The organism is Coprococcus sp. AF19-8AC, from assembly GCF_003603115.1.
GTDB lineage: Bacteria > Bacillota > Clostridia > Lachnospirales > Lachnospiraceae > Coprococcus > Coprococcus aceti.
On record NZ_QTMI01000001.1, the window covers coordinates 153890 to 174232 of the forward strand.

The 20343-nt window shown below is 43.4% G+C and carries 19 protein-coding genes; 14 read left to right on the plus strand and 5 right to left on the minus strand.

Going from position 1 to position 20343, the window contains the following annotated elements; genetic code table 11:
• Positions 1-124: 124 nt before the first annotated feature.
• The 8 genes from queA to DWX57_RS00800 all read left to right on the plus strand — a co-directional run bounded on the left by queA (position 125) and on the right by DWX57_RS00800 (position 7641).
• Entirely contained in the window at positions 125-1189 is a 1065-nt protein-coding gene (gene queA, locus DWX57_RS00765; protein ID WP_120123134.1) for a tRNA preQ1(34) S-adenosylmethionine ribosyltransferase-isomerase QueA, read from the plus strand.
• A 102-nt stretch (positions 1190-1291) separates the two neighbouring features.
• Entirely contained in the window at positions 1292-1837 is a 546-nt protein-coding gene (locus DWX57_RS00770; protein ID WP_120122861.1) for a hypothetical protein, read from the plus strand.
• Positions 1777-2241 (plus strand): DUF2752 domain-containing protein, encoded by a 465-nt coding sequence (locus tag DWX57_RS00775; RefSeq protein ID WP_120122862.1) that lies wholly within the window; start codon positions 1777-1779, stop codon positions 2239-2241. Before DWX57_RS00770 ends, DWX57_RS00775 begins: the two co-directional genes overlap by 61 nt.
• A gap of 25 nt (positions 2242-2266) precedes the next feature.
• Positions 2267-2791 carry an LURP-one-related/scramblase family protein gene (locus tag DWX57_RS00780; RefSeq protein WP_120122863.1) on the plus strand — a complete coding sequence of 175 codons (525 nt, stop codon included), beginning with the start codon at positions 2267-2269 and terminating at the stop codon, positions 2789-2791.
• 468 nt (positions 2792-3259) lie between these two features.
• A complete protein-coding gene (locus DWX57_RS00785) occupies positions 3260-3997 on the plus strand; it encodes a LytR/AlgR family response regulator transcription factor (RefSeq protein WP_118757568.1) in 738 nt (245 codons plus the stop codon).
• A 437-nt stretch (positions 3998-4434) separates the two neighbouring features.
• Entirely contained in the window at positions 4435-5280 is an 846-nt protein-coding gene (locus tag DWX57_RS00790; RefSeq protein WP_165852738.1) for a GHKL domain-containing protein, read from the plus strand.
• Between the two features lie 40 nt (positions 5281-5320).
• Positions 5321-6742 carry a hypothetical protein gene (locus DWX57_RS00795; protein WP_120122865.1) on the plus strand — a complete coding sequence of 474 codons (1422 nt, stop codon included), beginning with the start codon at positions 5321-5323 and terminating at the stop codon, positions 6740-6742.
• A gap of 2 nt (positions 6743-6744) precedes the next feature.
• The gene (locus DWX57_RS00800) at positions 6745-7641 is read left to right on the plus strand and encodes a hypothetical protein (protein WP_120122866.1); all 897 of its coding nucleotides are present in this window, start codon (positions 6745-6747) and stop codon (positions 7639-7641) included.
• Positions 7642-7817: 176 nt separating this feature from the next.
• Here the strand turns inward: DWX57_RS00800 and aroA are convergent, their stop codons facing one another.
• Positions 7818-9095, minus strand: coding sequence for a 3-phosphoshikimate 1-carboxyvinyltransferase (gene aroA / locus DWX57_RS00805; protein ID WP_120122867.1), 1278 nt, complete (start codon positions 9093-9095; stop codon positions 7818-7820).
• Positions 9096-9170: 75 nt separating this feature from the next.
• On the minus strand, positions 9171-10265 hold the full coding sequence (locus DWX57_RS00810; protein ID WP_165852739.1) for a prephenate dehydrogenase: 1095 nt from the start codon (positions 10263-10265) through the stop codon (positions 9171-9173).
• Positions 10266-10539: 274 nt separating this feature from the next.
• Here DWX57_RS00810 and DWX57_RS00815 point away from each other — a divergent pair, with 274 nt between their 5' ends.
• Both DWX57_RS00815 and DWX57_RS00820 read left to right on the plus strand, forming a co-directional pair.
• Entirely contained in the window at positions 10540-11811 is a 1272-nt protein-coding gene (locus tag DWX57_RS00815; RefSeq protein WP_120122869.1) for a M18 family aminopeptidase, read from the plus strand.
• A gap of 106 nt (positions 11812-11917) precedes the next feature.
• Positions 11918-13030: an N-acetylmuramoyl-L-alanine amidase family protein gene (locus DWX57_RS00820; protein WP_120122870.1), complete on the plus strand. Its 1113-nt coding sequence runs from the start codon at positions 11918-11920 to the stop codon at positions 13028-13030.
• Between the two features lie 51 nt (positions 13031-13081).
• Here DWX57_RS00820 and DWX57_RS00825 read toward each other — a convergent pair whose 3' ends face one another.
• Entirely contained in the window at positions 13082-13807 is a 726-nt protein-coding gene (locus tag DWX57_RS00825) for a pseudouridine synthase (protein ID WP_120122871.1), read from the minus strand.
• A 280-nt stretch (positions 13808-14087) separates the two neighbouring features.
• Here DWX57_RS00825 and DWX57_RS00830 point away from each other — a divergent pair, with 280 nt between their 5' ends.
• Positions 14088-14702, plus strand: coding sequence for an SH3 domain-containing protein (locus tag DWX57_RS00830; RefSeq protein WP_015533206.1), 615 nt, complete (start codon positions 14088-14090; stop codon positions 14700-14702).
• Between the two features lie 115 nt (positions 14703-14817).
• Here the strand turns inward: DWX57_RS00830 and DWX57_RS00835 are convergent, their stop codons facing one another.
• Both DWX57_RS00835 and DWX57_RS00840 read right to left on the minus strand, forming a co-directional pair.
• Positions 14818-15471, minus strand: a complete 654-nt coding sequence (locus tag DWX57_RS00835) for a response regulator transcription factor (RefSeq protein WP_118016722.1) — start codon at positions 15469-15471, stop codon at positions 14818-14820.
• Between the two features lie 53 nt (positions 15472-15524).
• A complete protein-coding gene (locus DWX57_RS00840) occupies positions 15525-16682 on the minus strand; it encodes a sensor histidine kinase (protein ID WP_120122872.1) in 1158 nt (385 codons plus the stop codon).
• 302 nt (positions 16683-16984) lie between these two features.
• On the opposite strand from DWX57_RS00840, the gene DWX57_RS00845 reads away from it, so the two are divergent.
• The 3 genes from DWX57_RS00845 to DWX57_RS00855 all read left to right on the plus strand — a co-directional run bounded on the left by DWX57_RS00845 (position 16985) and on the right by DWX57_RS00855 (position 20327).
• Positions 16985-17932, plus strand: coding sequence for an ABC transporter ATP-binding protein (locus DWX57_RS00845; RefSeq protein WP_118016720.1), 948 nt, complete (start codon positions 16985-16987; stop codon positions 17930-17932).
• An 84-nt stretch (positions 17933-18016) separates the two neighbouring features.
• Positions 18017-19180, plus strand: coding sequence for an ABC transporter permease (locus DWX57_RS00850; protein ID WP_120122873.1), 1164 nt, complete (start codon positions 18017-18019; stop codon positions 19178-19180).
• Positions 19167-20327, plus strand: coding sequence for an ABC transporter permease (locus tag DWX57_RS00855; protein ID WP_118649264.1), 1161 nt, complete (start codon positions 19167-19169; stop codon positions 20325-20327). The genes DWX57_RS00850 and DWX57_RS00855 overlap by 14 nt, the downstream gene beginning before the upstream one ends.
• Positions 20328-20343 lie beyond the last annotated feature (16 nt).

The following is a 20343-nucleotide window of genomic DNA, read 5'->3' on the forward strand; positions in this document are numbered from 1 at the left end:
GCGCTATCCTTGAAATATTTGTGATAGTAGTATAATATGTAACTGTTTGGCGCGGAGATATTGTATATATCCAGCGTCAGACAGTTATTTTTGTGTGAATAAATATGTGAGGAATTACGATATGATGAAATTAACAGACTTTTACTATGATCTGCCACAGGAGCTTATAGCACAGGACCCACTCCTCAAGAGAAGTGAGTCACGTCTCATGGTCCTGGACAGGAAGGACAATACGATAGAGCACAAGCACTTTTATGATGTGATAGATTACCTGAATCCGGGAGACTGTCTGGTCATCAACGATACAAGGGTTCTTCCGGCGAGACTCCTGGGCGTCAAGGAGGATACGGGAGCATCCATAGAGGTCCTTCTTCTGAAGAGAAAGGACGACTGTACATGGGAAACTCTGGTAAAACCGGGCAAAAAGTGTAAGGTGGGTGCTCGTATAGTATTTGGTTCAGAGTCAAATGAACCTGACCCTGAGACAGGACTTATAAAGGGCAAACTTGTGGGTGAGGTCGTCGATATAGTTGAGGAGGGCAACAGACTCATCAGATTTGAGTTCGATGGAATATTCGAGGAGATCCTTGACGAGCTGGGACAGATGCCGCTCCCTCCATATATCACACACAAGCTAGAGGACAAGAACAGATATCAGACTGTGTACGCAGAGCACGACGGATCAGCAGCAGCGCCGACAGCAGGACTTCACTTTACAACAGAGCTGCTTGACCAGATCAAAGCGAAGGGAATCAAGATAGCGCATGTGACACTTCACGTCGGACTCGGAACCTTCAGGCCTGTTAAGGAGGAGAATATTCTGGATCACCACATGCATTCTGAGTTCTGTATCATAGAGCAGGATGCTGCTGATATGATCAACGAGACAAAGGCTACAGGCGGAAGGGTTGTGTCCGTTGGAACGACAAGTACCAGAACTCTTGAGTCTATGTCGGACGACGATGGAACAGTTCATGCAGGTAGCAAATGGACGGATATTTTCATTTATCCGGGATACAAGTTCAAGGTTATTGACGCGCTCATCACAAATTTCCATCTGCCTGAGTCAACGCTTCTTATGCTTGTTTCTGCGCTCTACGACAGAGAGCATATACTTGAGGCGTACAAGGTGGCGGTTGAGGAGAAGTACAGATTCTTCTCATTTGGCGATGCTATGCTGATAAAATAGCAGAAGAATCAGGACGATTAGAATAAAGGCATGATGTAATAGGGGTGCTGATAATTTTTATATACTCTGGATGGGACTTATATCCGGAGAGGAGACAGATATATGGGAAAGAAGATATGCGTGGTATTCCCGGGAATCGGGTATCACACCGATAAACCATTACTTTACTACAGTAAAAAATATATGGTGGCACATGGATATGATATTGTTGATGTGACATACGGCAAGCTTTCGGGACATCTCCCGGAGGAGATACAGAAGGTATTTGATGATGGCTGGAATAAAGCGGTAGATTGTCTGAAGAATGTGGATTTCTCGGATGCTGAGGATATAGTATTTCTATCAAAGAGTATAGGTACGGCTATATCTGCAAGATATGTGGCGGAGAAAGGGCTTAAAGTAAGAAATATATATTTCACACCACTGGAGATTACCATGCAATATGCCAATTCAAATGGCATAGCTTTTCACGGAACGGCGGATCCACTAGTGAATACGGGTGAGCTGACAAGACTTTGTGAGGCTAAGAACATACCTCTTTATAGATATAAAGGCGGAAATCATTCAATAGAGACAAAGGATATTCTATGGAACATAAGAACGCAGGAAGACATAGCGGAAAAATATATAGATTATTTGAACTTCTAGGACATACAGAGGGGCAGTTATATATTGCGGAGATAGCAGTGCTCATAACACTGCTTATCGGCACGGCGGTATATATACTGCTCCTTCGTGTCCTGCCAGATACATCATGGCTTGAGGGATGTCAGATACGTCGGTTTACAGGAGTGATATGTCCCGCATGCGGTACGACAAGGGCTGTACTTGCCATGCTCCACGGACATATTCTGACGGCTATGTATTACCATGTGGCGACTGTGTATCTGGCGTGCATCTGCATCATATATTTGGTGGGCAATACGATCAGGCTTGCCACAAATGGCAGGACACCGCTTGTGAGATTCCGATTGTGGTATGTGTATGTGTGGCTTGGGATATTTGTCGTGTCTTACGTGGTGAAGCTGGTGGTGCCAGGGTATGGCATATAATGAGCGCAAGTGAGTAGGCGTGCGCATGTCATCGCGCTTATGCACGACGACATATGATATAAGGAGTGGTTTTATGAGACTTATGATAAAACAGCGGGTATTTGCCTGGACAGATACCTATGATATATACGATGCATGGGGAAACAAAAAGTATTTTGTGAAGTCGGAGGCGTTTCGGCTGACGCATCAGGTTCACGTATATGACATTGCGGGAAATGAGATAGGACTGGTCAGTCAGAGATTGTTCACATTTCTGCCGACATTTGACATCAGTGTGGGTGGCAGACCGTGTGGAAGTATCAGGAAGGAATTTACATTCTTCAAGCCATCGTACAGTATTGAGTATGGAGGATGGCAGTGTGATGGAGATTTCCTTTCGTGGAATTACAGTGTCACAGCTGGAAGCAGGCTGGTGGCAAATATAGCAAAGCAGCTTCTCAGCTGGGGAGATACATACACACTTGATATCTCAGATCCGGGTGATGAGATCATGGCACTTATGCTGGTGATAGCTATTGATGCGGCCAATTGTTCACAGAATAATAATTAATTTTTAAATAGGTATTAAGAACTCCTTCATCAGAATCCATTGATAAGAAGAAAAAGATGCTTGAGGCAAGAAAGCGTATTGAAAATAAATGAGTTATTTGACAACAGAAGAATTTGAAAGTATTTTGGATACTGTGACGATATTTCCAGTTACCTCAGTAGAATTAGGAGATATTTCACAGTATTCTTTTGATTGTGGAGATGCAGAAGAGTATGTCACATTTTTGATTAATAAGATTGTTTAGAAAGCGTTTAGAAAGTATCCTCTTGATGTTTAGTCGGATGTATGATAGCAGTGCTCTGGATCATCCTTGGAATCTGTAATTGAATATGTTTGCAAAAAGGCTTTTCGGTTTATTCGTAACCGGAAAGCCTTTTTTTGTCCCAAATCGGCACTATAATGTCGTTTCGTGCATTCAGCATTGAAGAGGTAATATAACAAAGTGTATAATAATAATGGGGTGAGCATATGGACCAAAGAAGTAAGCTTAATATAGCGGTATGCGATGATGATATATTTGTAACTGAACAGCTGAGTGAATGGATAAAGGAATATTTTGTTTCCAATCATTTGGAAGAACCCAACATATATGAGTTTGACAATGGCGAGGATCTGATAAAAAGCGAAGTGAAATATGATTTTGTATTCTTGGATATAGTAATTCCGGGAATGAATGGGATAAATATAGGCAGACGGCTATTGGCGCAGAATGAGGAGTGTCTGATATATATAATAACGGCATACGACAGCTATCTTGATGCTGCTATGAGCTTGAGGGTGTTCAGGTATATTTCAAAGCCGCTTGACAAATCCCGTATATACCGAAATATACAGGATGGACTTAAGATATACACAACATCAAATACTAAGATATTGATTGAGACAAAGAATGAAAATATAATCCTCAGAGCTCCGGAGATTATTTACCTGGAGGCACAGGGACATACGCTATTTGTGAACACCAGTGAGGGAAAATACATCTCTGTGAGAAAGATGGATTACTGGGAGAAGACATTGGATACAAGGGGGTTTTTTAGAACACACAGAAGTTTTATTGTGAATATGGAACATGTAGTAAGGTTTGATCATTCATTGGTGTATCTGGATACTGGGGTAACAGCCTATCTAACGAAACGCAATTATCAAAATTTTAAGCATGCATTTATGATGTATTTGGAGGGGGCAAGGACATGCCAATGGCTATGATTTATGGAATCGTTTTTCTGATAGAAGCGTTGATAGCATTTCAATACTTCGAGTGGATGTTTGTAAAACCAAGATATACGGTGATAAAGAGATTTGTTTTGGTGTTGGCGTGTTATGTTGTTTTATTTGGTTTGTTTGAACTAAATATATTGATATTTAATTTTATTTCATTTCCAGTATTCAACTGGATAATAATAAAATTCGTATATGGACAAAAAACTTTAAGCTCAGTTTTTCATAGTGTGGCAATGTCAGTAATTATGACATTGTCAGAGATGGTGGTTGTGGCGGTATTTTCTGGAATCAGTCAAAAAGCCTGGGATCCATCTGGTGGTGTTTTGACGGTATTATTTTTTGCAATGTTAAGTAAGTTTGTGTATTTCCTTGTGATGTTTGCAATCAGCCGATACGGGATGAGACACAGGGTGGATGTACATATGGGAGCACAGGGTTGGGTAATTCTTGTCATACCAGTGTGCGTGATAGTTGTTGTGTGTCTGCTTAATTACATGTGTTACTTTTCTGACATCAGCAAAATGCAGGAATCAATAGTGTTGTATTGTTCAATAATCTGTCTGGTAATAATTATTATTTCATTTGTGATCTACGGATATCTGCAGAGTGCCTACAAGGAGAATTTGGATAAGACATTGCAGACCCAGAGAGAAAAATATGACATTGAGTATTATAAAAAAATGATCAGTCAGGACGAAGAGCAGAAAATAATGATACATGACATAAAAAAGCATATCAGCGGGATACATGATCTGCTCGAACATCATGATTACGATAAGGCGGTCGAATATATTGAAAGGATATATGAATCCGGCGAGTTGAAAGAAAAGATAAGGTTTTCGGATGATCATATGGTAAATGTTATTCTTAATCGATATGTCGGCAGGTTCATTGATGCGGGAATTCATTATGATTTTGATGTGAAAAGGGCACGTATGGATTACATGCAGGTAGATGACTTAACTGTCCTTCTGTGTAATATGCTAGACAATGCCAGTGAGGCAATGAGTGAAATAGACAGTGCCAGTGTGGAACTTAGAATGAATTCACAGGGGAACGGTGATGGAACGATCATAGCAATGACAAATGATTGTACACACGGCTCTGATTCACGAAAGTCCAGTAAGCCGGATCAAAAATTCCATGGATTTGGAATAAAGAGTATGAAAAGGGTTGCGGAAAAGTATGGTGGCGGTGTCGATGCATACTACTCAGAGGATGATCAAAGATTCCATACGGTCATATATCTGTCAAATTCTGCCAGGTAAGACTGCCTGATATTTTTGTAAAATAAAACGGAGGTGTACGATGAACAAGAAAAAAATAATGTGTGCAGCACTTATTTCTGTTATGGCATTAAGTCTTGCTGCGTGTGGAAATAAAAAAGTTGATTATGGAATGAAAGGGGGAAGTGATGAAGCAGATAATGCGGGAGGACTTGATGGACAGCTTGACATACCCGATAACTGCGATGTTACTTTTGACATAGGAGAATCAAAACTCTCATCGATAACATTGAAGGATGATGATATAGAGGTTCCAGATGCTGATAGAGTATATAAAGTTGGGTTTGACACGGTAAATGCACCATGTTCAGATGATGAACTTAAAACTATAATATCCAAACTTTTTGACGAGACATCAGAAATAAGGTGGCAGGATGGCGATGCTGCTGAGTCAAAGGAAATCCTGGATAACACGATAGCTTCATATAAGGCGGACATAGAAAAGGCTTTGGCGAGTGATGATCCTGGTTATGCAGAGCTTTTAGAGGAAGGTATGAAAAGATGGGTAGACGAGAGAAATAGCATTGATGATGAGTTACCAATAGCTACAGAATATAAGATTAATGAGCATTATGTTGCGGAAGCCGGTGGGGTACAGAGAATATTTATGGCGGCATCGGATAATGAAGATGGAGATGGATATAACAATTACTATTTTACGTATGGTATGACACCTGAGGGTGAGGATAAGGCACTTGTATCAGAGGTTCCAGGAACTGAAAGTACGTATGAGATCAATGTTGTCGGTGAAGACACATATGATGGGGATGAGAAGAACCCAATCACAGAAGATGAAGGACTCAGTTCTGCAATGAAGTTACTAGACAATCTGGGGATAAGCGGATTTGCCTGCACAGGGACAGAAGAGGCGGTGAGAGCCTGGACAGGCGGTACTTATGGTGAAGATGTCATAAAAAAGCCTGATGGATACAGATTCCAGTTCGGACGGAAGATAGATGGGATAGATGTGGTATACTCAACAGATATCGACACCGTGGATAGTATTGATACCGATAACCTTACCTATAAAGGTGGAGTTGACAAGGCGGTAATAAGTGTTGATAAGTTTGGGGTTGTCTCATCGACGGTGTATGTATATGCCGACGAGGATACGTTTGATAAAGAGGAGGTCAAGCTTTTAAGCTGGGATGAGATGATTAAGGCTGCGGGCGAGAGTATAGCCAAATATTATAAGGATCACCCGACAAATTATGGAACGGTGGAATTTAATGATGTGGAACTTGCCTATGTACCATGTGCTGATGAGTCGGGAAATAAGTATTTTGTTCCGACATGGATATTTTCTCAGAATGAATATAATGAAGACTACCGATGCGATATGCCATTGCAGAGGGTATATATAAATGCGATAGATGGAAACTACATAGATATAGTGGATAACATGAAGAAGATAGGAATGTATGAGGAGACAGGCAGGAAATAGTCATGAATAAGATACCAAAGTATGTTGTTATCATAGCCTGCATATTGGTAATGGTGGTGTTGCTGCCATTAGGTTATGTTAGATATAAGACGCGTTACGAAGCTGAGCAGATAAGTGTGTCAACGTCTCTGGATGGTGATTATGAACTTGTGATCTATTCTGTTGGTGACCCGGATTTTCCATTTGGAGCTGCCCATGGAAGACTGGTGCTGAAGGGCAAGGAGAAGACGGTTGCATATAGGTCATTTGAAGTGGCAAATGATGGTGCAAGATTTGACGAAAGCGATCTAAAGACGACATGGTATATTGATCGTGTGGAGGTGGTAGTGTCTGGCTCTGAACAGCGTGACGAGCTTGTGACCATGCGTTTTAATGGGCAGACCAGCAGTAGACGTCTCACGACCAGATATAGAAGAGAAGATACGGATATAGAAAAAGACAGCGAACAAGACTCTGCGATAACGGAAAAAGCTTCGGGTGACAGCAGGGAGAATGCAGAGAGCTCCACTGATTCCTCTGTTGATCCTGATGTAAATGATCAGCCAGAAAATAAGGAAATTACAGTCGGGTATCAGGCGATCTTTGAGAAATATTCAGATGCCACAGCTGGAAAATTCGAAGTATATTACGGCGCCTCGGAGTCATCATCAAGATGTATATTGTCTGAAAGTGATACTACAGTGGAATACATTGTATATGATGGCAAGTCAGAAAATGATAAGTGCGGTCTGTATGTAAGGTATCGTACTGAAAAAGGCGGTGATGGAACATATGATTATGGCAGCGCCGAAATAGAAGATATCTATGCATATGTATTTTCCAGTGGAGAAGTGATAAGCAGTGGAAAGACAAACTGGGAAGATACTGGAACTGATGAGTTTGAGAGGGCAACGGAGTAAGCTGTTGTGAATAGTCCATGAACTGTGGTAAAATGAATATTGGACAGAGCAGGATATCATTAAATTATTAGGATAAAAAGTAACACAAATAAAGGCAACACAGCTGTCTGGTAGGATGCAAAGCATCACAGACTGTAGTGTCGCCTTTATTTGTGCTAAAAATAATCTTTATATCTTTAACGTTCCAGCCCACCCAGATCATCATAAAATCCCGGATATGAGATGTTCACGCACTCGGCTCCGGTGATCTCTGTATCGCCATCAGCGTTAAGTCCTGCGATGGCAAAGCTCATGGCGATTCTGTGATCCAAGTGACTGTCGATCACTGCACCGTGAAGAGGCTTTCCACCGCGTATGATCATTCCGTCATCGGTTGCAGTTATGTCTGCACCCATGGATGAGAGAGCGTTTACCATGACATCTATTCTGTTGGATTCCTTGACCTTGAGCTCCTGGGCATCCCTGATGATGGTCTCACCGTCTGCAAAGCATGCGAGAACTGCTATGGCAGGGATCTCATCTATGAGCTTTGGTATGATGGAACCCTCAATAACACAGCCCTTGAGACTTGATGTCCTGACTGTTATGTCAGCGGTTGGCTCACCGCATCCGCTCACTACATTGGAGTATTCCATATCGCCGCCCATTGCCTTGATTACTTCAAGTATTCCGTCTCTGGTCGGGTTGATTCCAACATTCTTGATGGTGATGCATGAGTTCGGAGTGATAAGTCCTGCAACAAGGAAGTAAGCAGCTGATGATATATCTCCAGGTACAAGTATCTTCTGTCCAACAAGATTATCCACAGGCTTTACGGTAGCCGTAGTTCCCTCTGCTTTTATATTGCCGCCAAATGACTCAAGCATGAGTTCAGTGTGGTTTCTTGACACATATGGCTCGGTGACACTTGTCTCGCCTTCTGCATAGAGTCCGGCAAGGAGTACACATGACTTTACCTGTGCTGACGCGACAGGTGAGTTGTAATGTATTCCATGGAGTTCCTTTCCGTTTATAAGGAGCGGTGCACAGTCATTTCCGAGTTCGGATGTGATGTCGGCACCCATTATGGAGAGAGGCGTCATGATTCTCTTCATAGGGCGCTTACATATAGAAGCATCACCTATAAGCCTGCTTGCAAATGGCTGAGCGGCAAGTATACCCGATATAAGTCTGGTGGTTGTTCCGCTGTTGCCGACATCAAGTGTGCCTTCAGGCTTTGACAGTCCATGCAGACCTTTGCCGTGCACAGTTACAATATTTCCATCATATTCAATGTCTATACCCATCTGCCTGAAGCAGTTCATCGAGGAAATGCAGTCGGCACCGTTTAAGAATCCGTGTACCTCGGTTATTCCATCTGCGATTGAGCCAAACATGATGGAGCGGTGGGATATGGATTTGTCCCCCGGTATTGTTATCTCTCCGTTAAGTGATCTTACTCTGTTGATTTTCATAATTTATGGTATTCCTTTAATGTAATAAATGTAGTTAAGTTCGTGACCTTTATCTGCCGATAAAGCCGGTTATGTCTAACGATTATATATACTGTATCCTGCACCTTTAAGCACATCCTGCGCAGCTTTTCTGGCAGCTTCGTCATAGAATGAAAGCCTGAGTACACCTTCCTCATCCTCCCGGTTGTGGGAGACCCCAATGTTCTTGAGGCTTATCTTTGCCTCAGCGATAAAAGTAGCAACCTTTGCTATCGCACCAGCTTCATCAGGTATATCCACGAACAGCTCGTGGTTCATCCTTATAACGCCGCTGGTGTTGTTCGGTATGGAATCCCTGTAGTTTCTTGCCGATGCAAAAAAAGCATTTATCCCAGCCGCATCGCGCTGCTTAATATGATAAATCATTTTGTCTATAAGCTCAACATATTCCTGAAGACCGTTCACGATATTGTCAGGATTTGCCAGAAGAATGTGCTCCCATACCACCGGATTGGAGGATGCGATCCTGGTTATATCTTTGAAACCACCGGCTGCCAGTGATTTAAATATATTGTCTGGGCTGTCTGCCGCTGCGACAAGGTTGACCAGTGAGGCGGCTATGACGTGGGGCACATGACTTATGTAAGAGGTTATACGGTCGTGCTCAACAGGTGAGTATGTGATCGGTATTGCGCCCAGATCTCCGATAAATGTGGAGAACTCCTCAGTCTTGCCCGGCAGAACTCCGTCTGCAGGTGTGATGAAGTAATAGGCATTCTCTATGAGCCTGTCGGTGGCCGCCCCATAGCCAGATCTCTCAGAGCCGACCATAGGGTGTCCGCCGACAAAATACCTGGCAAGCCCAAGCTCCTGGACTGCTTCGTATATGTCGAGCTTTACGCTTCCGACATCAGTCAGTATGGTGCTGTCTGTAAGAAATGGCCCTAGCTGGCGCAGGTATTCTATATTATAGTGGACCGGTGCGCACAGAAAGATATAGTTACATTCTGCTATGGTATGGATATCATCTGTATATTCAGTCAGTGTCCCATCGGAGACAGCTTCCTTGAGTGTAGATAGATTATTGTCAAAGCCGACTATTCTGTAATCAGGGAAAATGCGGTGGATGGATTTGGCAATAGATCCTCCGATAAGTCCCAGACCGATAAATCCTATTGAAAAATCATTCATTTTACGTTCTCCTTTAACAGTTTGACGCATAAAAGCGTTAAAGTATCTATTGGCGATTATACAGCCTTTTGAATGACAGGGCAAGAGAAGATTCACATTGCGATAAAAAAACTTGAATATCAGATGTGGATATTAAGCTAAAATAAGAAGTAAGGGAATTGTATAAGCTGAGGATTTGTACTAAAATCTTTGTGAAGAACGCAGACGAAGCACATAAGAAAGGATACTGATGTGTGCGTTTGTCGACCGACCATTATAAGGAGGATAATTTATTATGATAGATACACTTTGCAGACTACTTGACGCCGGTGTCACACAGTTTCATGTAGTGAAGGAATGTGAAGCCATGCTGCAGGATCATGGTTACAGAGAACTTGATATTGGGGAGTGCTGGGAGCTCACGGCCGGAGGAAGATATTATGTGAAGCCATACTCATCTATGATGGTGGCGTTTGCCGCAGGGGAGATGCCTGAGTATGGCAGGCTGAATATCGGCCTTGCACATACAGATTTTCCTATGCTCAAGATCAAGACTCAGCCGGATATGAACAGAAGCGGCTACCAGACACTGAATGTAGAGCCGTACGGCGGACTTATCAAGGAGACATGGTTTGACAGACCGCTTGGAATCGCGGGCAAGGTCATGGCGCAGACCACGGATCCGTTCAGGCCGAAGACGTATCTGTATAATTCAGAGCGTGCCATGTGCATAGTGCCAAGCCTTGCACCGCATCTGAGAAAGGATGCACCCGGGGAGAAAATGAATGTGCAGAAGGAGCTCATACCTGTATATGGTCTGGATGGTCAGAAGGTGAAAGACAAAGATATATTACAGTATGTGGCAGATGACCTTGGGCTTTTGAAGGACGATATTCTTGATTATGATCTATATCTGTATAACATGGATGGAATGGAGATAGTTGGGGCAGATAAGGATATGATAGCTTCTCCGAGACTTGACAATGTAACTTCCGTGTCAGCGCTTGTTGACACCATGTGCAGAGAGACAAATGGCAATAATACAAATGTTATAGCATTGTTTGACAATGAGGAGATAGGCAGCAGATCGAAGCAGGGAGCAGATTCAGTGCTTCTGTCAGAGATAATAAAGCGAATCATGGAAGGCTTGGATATTGAGGATGGAGCAGGAAGACGCCTTATGAGAGATGCATTTATGCTGTCACTTGATGTGGCGCACGCAACCCATCCCAATTATTCAGAGAAAAGTGATCCGACAAATCAGATTGTAATGGGGCGCGGAGTGGCACTCAAATCAAGTGCGAGCCAGAGATATGTGTCTGACAGTGAGGCATCTGCGGTTATCATGGCTCTGTCGAGAAAACATGATATAAAGATACAGCGACAGGTGAACAGGTCGGGGATGGCAGGAGGACAGACTCTTGGTCCTATAGCTTCATCTTATCTGCCGGTCAGGGCTGTGGACATGGGAATACCTATACTGGCTATGCATTCAGCGGTGGAGCTGGGAAGTGCGGAGGATTATGCCCAGCTTGAGAAGCTGTGCGGGGCCGTATTTGGAATGTAGTATGTTGAAATCAGGTATTTGAGCAATTTACTTGTGCAGTTATTACGATTGTGTTACAATAAGATGATGTATTTTTAACTTCAATAATCACTTACGGAGGATACTCATGAAGAAGAAACATTTAAAATATGCAGTGCTCTGCTTTGGACTTGCTTCCATGCTGGCATTTGCCGGATGCGGAAGCAAAGGTGACGATGCTACTACAGCCAATCCGACGGAGACAGAGGCGACCACAGAGGCGGTGACGGTGGCGACTACGGAAGCAACCACTGAGGCACAGCCGGAGAAGGACAAGGATGGCTTTACAATATGTAATGACAAAGTAAAGACTCTTGACTATGTGAATGTCAGAACGAGCCCATCAACTGATGGAGAGATATATCAGGAAGTTGCAAATGATGTTGAGATGGACAGAATCGGTTATAACGATGAGTGGAGCAAGGTATCTATAGATGGTGGGGAATACTATATATTCTCAGAGCTCCTTGAGGTCGTAGGCGGAGGAGATAAGTCTGATGCATCGACTGAGGCGACAACAGAGAATTCATCGGATGCATCCACAGAACAGGGAACTACATCCAATGTTGGTGAGGGCAAGATGATAGTTATAGATGCCGGACATCAGCAGAATGCAAATGAAGAGACCGAGCCGATAGGCCCTGCTGCTACAGAGACAAAAGTAAAGGCAACCGTTGGCAACACAGGTGTATCAACAGGAATAAAGGAATATGAGCTGAATCTTCAGATCGCACAGAAGCTTGAGGCAGAGCTCACATCCAGAGGCTATACAGTTAAGATGATCAGAACATCGAATGATGTTGATATAAGTAATGCGACGAGAGCAGAATATGCGAACAACCTTAAGGCAGATGCAGTTATAAAGATCCATACAAATGGATCGACAGACGGTAATGCGACAGGTGTGATGACAGTATGTCAGACATCATCTAATCCATATAATTCAGCTATCTATGATCAGTGCAAGAGTCTTGCCACGGATGTTTTATCAGGACTTCTGGCTTCCACAGGAGCTAAGAGCGATGGAATATGGGAGACGGATACCATGAGCGGAATAAACTGGAGTACAGTTCCGGTAACCATAGTGGAAGTTGGCTATATGACTACAGCATCTGAGGAGGCACTTCTTGTAACAGACGATTATCAGAACAAGATCGCCAAGGGAATAGCAGATGGCCTTGATAAATATATTACAGAATAGAAGTCAGTAACATAAATAAAAATAGAGAACAGGATTTCCTGTTCTCTATTTTTATTGTGGCATATCGAACCGGAGAAGACTGACCTCTTCTTCCGAGAGACTTCTGTAGGCACCTGTTGGAAGCGATTCGTCTATCTTCAGCTCACCCATTGCGATTCTTCGCAGAAAAGTAACTTTCATGCCGACGGCCTCAAACATTCGCTTGACCTGGTGAAAACGTCCCTCTGTTATTATGAGTTCGATCTCCGATCTGGCAGCGGTGCTGTCGGAAGATAATATGCGCAGATCTGCGGGCAGTGTAGGTTTTTCATCTCCGATATCCACACCTGTGGCGAAAATGTTTATGGTATCATCTGTTACATATCCGTCAATCTCTGCGTAATATGTCTTGGGAATGTGGTGTGCAGGAGACAGAAGATGGTGGGTCAGTGCTCCGTCATTTGTCAGAAGTAGAAGTCCTTCTGTGTCTATATCCAGCCGTCCCACGGGTGACAGGTCTTTTGTATTTTCTCCTTTTAGCAGATCGATAACGGTCTGATGCACGTTATCTTTGGTGGCGCTTACACACCCCGCAGGTTTGTTCAGGATGAAATATCTGTATCTGGAATAATTCAGAATCCTGCCATTATATTTTATAGTATCGTTGTTCTCATCTATCTTTACATCTGAGGATTTAACCGGGGCACCATTGACGGTGACAGTGCCTTTTTTCACATACTGCTTTACCTGACTGCGGCTGCCGATCCCCATTTCAACTAGAAATTTATCAAGTCTCATAATGTACTCCTTTAGTTGACTGTATGATGTCATATGATACCACGAAAATGCGCTTTTTTCAGCAGAAAAGTTAAATGTTACAAAACACAACATGTCGTTACAAACAGTTGTGTAAAACCACTAGAAATTGGTATTTTTTTGTCAGAATCAGTTGACACATGCACATGTGTAGTGTATTATATTTAACAGAAATGTAACAAATGCGGTAACTTTGTAAAATTTAGATTACGAAATACTACATAGAAAATAGCTTGGATTAAGGGTAAAAGAGGAAAAATTAATGACTAGATCACGCAGTAAGTTTGGAAGATTTGTAGATCACATGAGAAGGAATGTTCTCAGTTATAAATATTTAAGACATAACATTTTGATGACAGCACTTGTGGTTGTAATGGCTCTTTGTGTATTTGCTGTCATAAGTTTTGGAGAGAAGGCTGACCCGCTTGCGGATGAATTATATGCGAATGATAGTGTGACTATCAACAAGAGTCAGGCAGTGATGATGGCAGACAGCAGTGTGCAGCTTGCCATCGACGCAGTGGTGCCTGCAGGAAGTTCAGTATCGGCCAACGATACGGCCAGAGTTGCCAGCAATGCATCAGGTAGTATACAGTCTGTGACTTCAGCGTCTACCGAGGCAGTGACAACAGAGGAAGCGACAACAGAAGAGACCCCTTCAGAGGTGCTTCCGGGCGTAACAGCATCAGTGATATATGATGGTGTGTATGTCCATACAGAGCAGTCATCAGAATCAGATATCATAGCTACAGTGAACAGTGGAGAGATGTTCGACGTTGTATCACAGGATGAGAGCTGGATAGGAGTTCAGTTATACGATGGCTCGATCGGATATATTTCAACAGAATATGTAAGTGTGGATGCCTCACTTCAGTAGTAGTGTATATGAGTACCCCTCACCCAGGTACAACACAGTAAGACAGAAAAAGCAAGCCGCATGTCATTCAAGGATGGCGTGCGGCTTGCTTTTTTAGTGTTGTATTGACTGTTGCTCAATTGGTTAGCTTTTTGTAGTAGAAGCACGCCAGCTGTGTGCGGTCTCTCAGCTGCAGCTTGTCAAGGATGGAACTGATATAGTTTCTCACTGTACCCTCGCTCAGATACAGGCTTGATGCGATTTCTTTGTTATTCAGTCCATCTGCAACAAGTCTGATAATATTCATTTCCTTGGAACTGAGTTCGTATTCCATTCCGGCAAATGGCGATGGCTGGACATCTGATGAGGTAGTGTCCATATGTCCAATAAGATCAGGGAGCTTTCCAACTATCTCATCCCCGAATACAGTCTGTCCATTGTATACTGCTTTTACTGCCGGTGCGATGCTCTCAAAATTCTGCTTCAGTATATATCCCTTTGCCCCGATACTCAGTGCTTTGATTATATATTCGTCATCTGAAAATGTTGTCAGGAGAAGAATGCGGGCATCCGGGTGAGAGACCATGATATTCTCAGAAGCCTCAAGGCCATTTATGTTCTCCATGCGGATGTCCATGAGTAGAACATCCGGTTGATATTCTTCGTACAGTCTGATCGCATCAGCTCCACTGCCTCCTGTGGCGGATACCTGTATGTCGTCGCAGGCTTCGAGTATGGTCTGAAGTGACAGTGCCACCAGTTGGTCGTCATCTATTATAACTACATTCATTTGTCGGTTTCCTCCTATTTATAATCAGGATATTTTGCATATCTGTTTGGAATTCAGTCTGTAAAATCTCTTTTCATGATATTGATCAATATGGAAAATCCGTCGTCGGTTGATATCTTCATTGTGCCTCCAAGTTTGTTTACTCTTTCCAGGATACCATTTAAGCCCATCCCGCCAGAAGCGCTTCCTTGTGCCGGGGATAGACCGGAGCGGATGTTCTGTCCATTGTCTGTTATATACAGTTGATAAAATGCCGGGTGTTCCCGCACGCGGATATCCATATGGTCGCCGTTGCTGTGCTTCAGCGTATTGTTAATGGCTTCCTTTACTATGTTGATGAATGAGTATTTGATCTCTCTTGGAAGCTTATCTGACATGTCGTAATCCATGTAGATGTCCATGTCGCTGACGTTGTTGATCACATCATCTAGAGCGGTGCGCAGGTCTATGGATTCATCGTGTAGATCGTGGACACTTTTTCTCATGCTGTCCATGGCGGTATCCAGCGTAGATTGCAGCTGTGCCAGGGGCTTCTCAAGACGCTCGTCTTTGTTGATAACTTTGATGGCACCGGTCTGAAGTATGGATCTGGTGAGCATATGACCGACATTGTCATGAATCTCCCGGGCAATCCTGTTTCGCTCTGACAGGGTGGCGGTGAGCACCATGTTGTCCTGATTTTCCAGCAACTGGCGTGTATTCTGTGCAACCAGCATGTCGTGTTCTGCAGTATTGTCCCTCATGGCATGAAGCTCCGCCCTCAGTAGATTTATCCGGCAGCAGTACACGCTCATAGCAAATGAGAATGCGATGAGGCATATCTGCGGGAGAACTGACATCAGAGGATAGTTGACGCACATGTATATGGATAACAGGACAAGTATGACTGGTGACAGCCGTTGTCTGTATCTGTACATGTCGTAGCTGACTATGGGCACGAACATATAGACTGGGTGCAGCCAGAATGCGGATACAAGATACGCGCATACCAGTGCCTCGCATATGTATGGATATATTCTGCTGTGGTTCTCGGCGCCCTTCGTGGTGGCTCTGTCCACTGCGGAGATCCCGGCAAGTGCTGGATAGACCGCACCGGCAATGAGCGACAGGAGAAGTGCGATGATGAGCCGGGTGTCCGTGGCAGTATTATGCGCATATATCATGACAAATGCTGAGACCAGCAGGAGTCCTTTGTTGATGAGGTGTTTCATAATTATTCTCCATAATGTAGAAAATGCTGTAGTATATATCGTGCTGTCTGAATAGCCGTGCCAGACAGTGTGTGCAGCATAGTGTAATAATTATTATAAATAAATATGAGGGAAAAAGGAACATGACAAATGTCACATTGTGAAGATGACGTTGTTCACTGTGAAAACAGATCAAGGGTGTATATAATGAGAGCATGTAATAAAGAATGTAGCATGCTGATGAGTGCAAACTATCATGTTATGAACGACACTCATAAGATAATGAGGGTCAAAAAACAGGATATCAAAACAGGAGGATATATATGAGTAATTCAGAAAATGCAATAGAGGTTACCAATCTGGTAAAGAGGTACAAAGATCTACTGGCGCTGGATCATTTCAGTTTGACGGTGAAGGCGGGGGAGATACTTGGACTCCTTGGACCAAACGGCTCCGGCAAAACGACAACTATAAATTGTATACTGTCCCTGCTCACATTTGACAAGGGCGATATAAAGGTATTTGGCAAAGAGATGAAGCCCGACAGCTACGATATCAAGAGAGAGATCGGAGTTGTAATGCAGGATGTGGCGGTGTTCGATGAACTGACTGTATATGAGAATATTGATTACTTCTGCGGCCTCTATATAAAGGACAAAGAGAAGAGACGCAAATGTGTTGAGGAGACAATGGATTTCGTGGATATTGCGGATTACAGGAAATTCCTTCCAAAGAAGCTATCAGGAGGCCTTCTCCGAAGACTGAATATTGCCTGCGGAATAGCGCATAAGCCAAAGCTTATATTTTTCGATGAACCGACAGTGGCAGTTGATCCACAGAGCCGCAACAGAATACTTGAGGGGATAAAACGTCTGAATGAGGAAGGCGCGACTATCGTGTACACCTCTCATTATATGGAGGAGGTCGAGCAGATCTGCGACAGGATAGTCATCATGGACAAAGGTAAATCTGTTGCAGTCGGAACAAAGGATGAGCTCAAGAAGATGATCAAGAATACCGAGACCATCAAGGTTGAGGTGCTTGGACTTACAGGCGAGCAGATGTCGGAGCTTCACAGTCAGCCACATGTGTATGAGGACGAATATAACGGAGGCATGCTGACACTTAGATATTCTGGTGGAAGACACAATCTGGTGAGGCTTATGGAATTTTTCAAGGAGCACGACATATCATTTGGCAGGGTAGTCACGGAGCTCCCAACACTCAATGATGTGTTCCTGGAGATCACAGGCAAGGAACTTAGAGACTGATCTGAATGTAAGCTGGATTATGGATTTGTTGAAGAAACAAATATTTGTATATTTCAGATGAACCGGGATTAAAAGGAGAGAAATATGTTTATACGGGATTTCCTATATACGATAAAGATATTGATGCGTGCCAAGGTGTCTATTTTCTGGACACTGATATTTCCTATACTGCTTGCCACTTTCATGTACATGGCATTTGGCAACATATATGAACAGGATGAGATGTTTAGTAATATCAAGGTGGCGGTGGTCACTGAGGATGAATCGGCAAATGGACTTAACTATATGCTGGATGCGCTGTCGGATGGCGATGATGCCCTTTTGTCGGTTACAAGGATGAGCGAAAGCGATGCGGAAAAGTCACTGGCTGAGGAAGAAGTCGAGGGCATCATATATACGGATGATGTGAAACTCACGGTTGCGGAGAGTTCTGTCAATGCGAGCATACTTGAGACTGTGCTTTCTGAGTACAAGCAGTACGAGCATGCACTTATGGATATATATAAGGATGGCATCGGACTCCAACAGTATATGTCTGGGACTTTCGGCGTGGATGATATGTCGAACCTTGTGGAAAAGCTCTCAGAACAGAGATCATATTATACAGAGAAGGCCAGCACCGAGGGCAGCCAGAACGTGTATAACAATTATTTCTATGCCATATTTGCCATGAGCTGTCTGTTTGCATCACTTTCGTCTATAGGAATGATGAACAATCTTCAGGCAAATGTGAGCGCTACGGGAAAGAGAAAAAATGTGTCCCCACAGAGAAAAATGACATTTGTTCTGGCAGAGTTTGCTGCACTGCTGCTTATACATTTTGTTGTCGAGGTCATAAGCTTTATATACATGTCCTGCATAGGAGTGGATTTTGGCGACAGAGTATGGGAGATCCTGCTTACTCTGTTTGTGGGCTGCTTTATCGGTCTGGCGATTGGAGTCATAGTTGGGGCTATATCAAAGCTTGCTGAGGGAACCAAGATAGGTATTGTGATCGGAATATCCATGGTGATGTCCATCCTTTCTGATCTGTGTATAAACGGGATAAAGTATGAGATACAGCAGCACGTGCCGATTATAAATAAGCTCAATCCCGCGGCTCTGATATCGGATTCATTCTATGCGCTGAATGTTTACAGTGACCACCAGGTTTTCACTGAGAATATCGTCATAATGGCTATTGAGGCTGTGGTCCTCATAACAGTAGGGATTCTCATGGTAAGGAGGAACAGATATGCAAGTGTTTAGATCTTTTTTCAAGGTTTTGAGAAAATATATTGGGGAGATGATTATGTATGTGGGAATCCTGTGCGGAGTTATGATAGTGTTCATCAATCTGGGAAACAAGGATCCACAGAACTATTATAAGGATAAAACGATCAAATATGCGGTGAGCGATGAGGATGGCAGTGAGATGAGCAGAAAATTAGTGGCTTACCTGAATGATACGCAGCAGCTTGTAGATGGCGTTGATATAGACAAACGAGGTATTCAGGATGCTCTCTACAACAGGACGGTGGCTTGTGTGATCAGGATACCGGATGGTTTTGGTGATGCATGGGCAAATGATGCTGCGGATGGTCTGCTTGAGATAACGACTATCCCCGGAAGTCAGGCATCCATGCTGTTTGAGACAAGGCTTGACAGTTATATGAATATGGTATCTCTGTACAAGAAAGCCGGTGATGATGTGAACGATGCAGATAAGAGAGCGAGGGAGGCACTTGAGCAGAAGGCGGAAGTCGATATGGCAGACGGAAAGACCTCAGGACATTCCATGTTATATAACTTCTACAATTATCTCGGCTGGGTCATGATCTGCATAATGATAGTTGGTATAGCTCCGGTTCTGCAGGTGTACAACAGAAAGAAACTCAGAGCGCGTATAGAGTGCTCATCCTACAGATTCTTCAGACTCAACAGAGAACTTGTACTGGGAATGATGTCAACTGGATGTGCGCTGTGTGTGATATTCATAGTGCTGTCGAAAATACTGATAAAATATGAGGTTTTATCGGCAAGGGGAGGAATGTTCATACTGAATATGCTGGTGTATGCCTGCGTGGCACTGTCACTGGCGTTTCTAATTAGCAAGCTGACCCAGAGTGAACAGATTCTTTCTATGTGTGCAAACGTAATATCGCTTGGAATGGCATTCCTCTGCGGGATATTTGTGCCGAGAGAGTTCTTAAGTGACACTGTGATGGCGATAGCACATTTCCTTCCGGCATATTGGTATGCAAATGCAACGGAAGCCATCGACAGTTTTGTATCAGGCAGTTCGGTGTCCGGTATATTTGTGAGCATGGGAGTTCAGGTGCTTTTTGCCGTTCTGTTCATACTTGTTGGAGTGATCGTTGACAGGTACAAGACCGCCGGCAGGGCTATGGCTTAGAAAATACACTGGAAGT

Bases quoted from the DNA above. Each gene is read 5' to 3' on its own strand.
- queA (WP_120123134.1), top strand. From the start codon at position 125: ATGAAATTAACAGACTTTTACTATGATCTGCCACAGGAGCTTATAGCA.
- DWX57_RS00770 (WP_120122861.1), top strand. From the start codon at position 1,292: ATGGGAAAGAAGATATGCGTGGTATTCCCGGGAATCGGGTATCACACC.
- DWX57_RS00775 (WP_120122862.1), top strand. From the start codon at position 1,777: ATGGAACATAAGAACGCAGGAAGACATAGCGGAAAAATATATAGATTA.
- DWX57_RS00780 (WP_120122863.1), top strand. From the start codon at position 2,267: ATGTCATCGCGCTTATGCACGACGACATATGATATAAGGAGTGGTTTT.
- DWX57_RS00785 (WP_118757568.1), top strand. From the start codon at position 3,260: ATGGACCAAAGAAGTAAGCTTAATATAGCGGTATGCGATGATGATATA.
- DWX57_RS00790 (WP_165852738.1), top strand. From the start codon at position 4,435: ATGGGAGCACAGGGTTGGGTAATTCTTGTCATACCAGTGTGCGTGATA.
- DWX57_RS00795 (WP_120122865.1), top strand. From the start codon at position 5,321: ATGAACAAGAAAAAAATAATGTGTGCAGCACTTATTTCTGTTATGGCA.
- DWX57_RS00800 (WP_120122866.1), top strand. From the start codon at position 6,745: ATGAATAAGATACCAAAGTATGTTGTTATCATAGCCTGCATATTGGTA.
- aroA (WP_120122867.1), bottom strand. From the start codon at position 9,095: ATGAAAATCAACAGAGTAAGATCACTTAACGGAGAGATAACAATACCG.
- DWX57_RS00810 (WP_165852739.1), bottom strand. From the start codon at position 10,265: ATGAATGATTTTTCAATAGGATTTATCGGTCTGGGACTTATCGGAGGA.
- DWX57_RS00815 (WP_120122869.1), top strand. From the start codon at position 10,540: ATGATAGATACACTTTGCAGACTACTTGACGCCGGTGTCACACAGTTT.
- DWX57_RS00820 (WP_120122870.1), top strand. From the start codon at position 11,918: ATGAAGAAGAAACATTTAAAATATGCAGTGCTCTGCTTTGGACTTGCT.
- DWX57_RS00825 (WP_120122871.1), bottom strand. From the start codon at position 13,807: ATGAGACTTGATAAATTTCTAGTTGAAATGGGGATCGGCAGCCGCAGT.
- DWX57_RS00830 (WP_015533206.1), top strand. From the start codon at position 14,088: ATGACTAGATCACGCAGTAAGTTTGGAAGATTTGTAGATCACATGAGA.
- DWX57_RS00835 (WP_118016722.1), bottom strand. From the start codon at position 15,471: ATGAATGTAGTTATAATAGATGACGACCAACTGGTGGCACTGTCACTT.
- DWX57_RS00840 (WP_120122872.1), bottom strand. From the start codon at position 16,682: ATGAAACACCTCATCAACAAAGGACTCCTGCTGGTCTCAGCATTTGTC.
- DWX57_RS00845 (WP_118016720.1), top strand. From the start codon at position 16,985: ATGAGTAATTCAGAAAATGCAATAGAGGTTACCAATCTGGTAAAGAGG.
- DWX57_RS00850 (WP_120122873.1), top strand. From the start codon at position 18,017: ATGTTTATACGGGATTTCCTATATACGATAAAGATATTGATGCGTGCC.
- DWX57_RS00855 (WP_118649264.1), top strand. From the start codon at position 19,167: ATGCAAGTGTTTAGATCTTTTTTCAAGGTTTTGAGAAAATATATTGGG.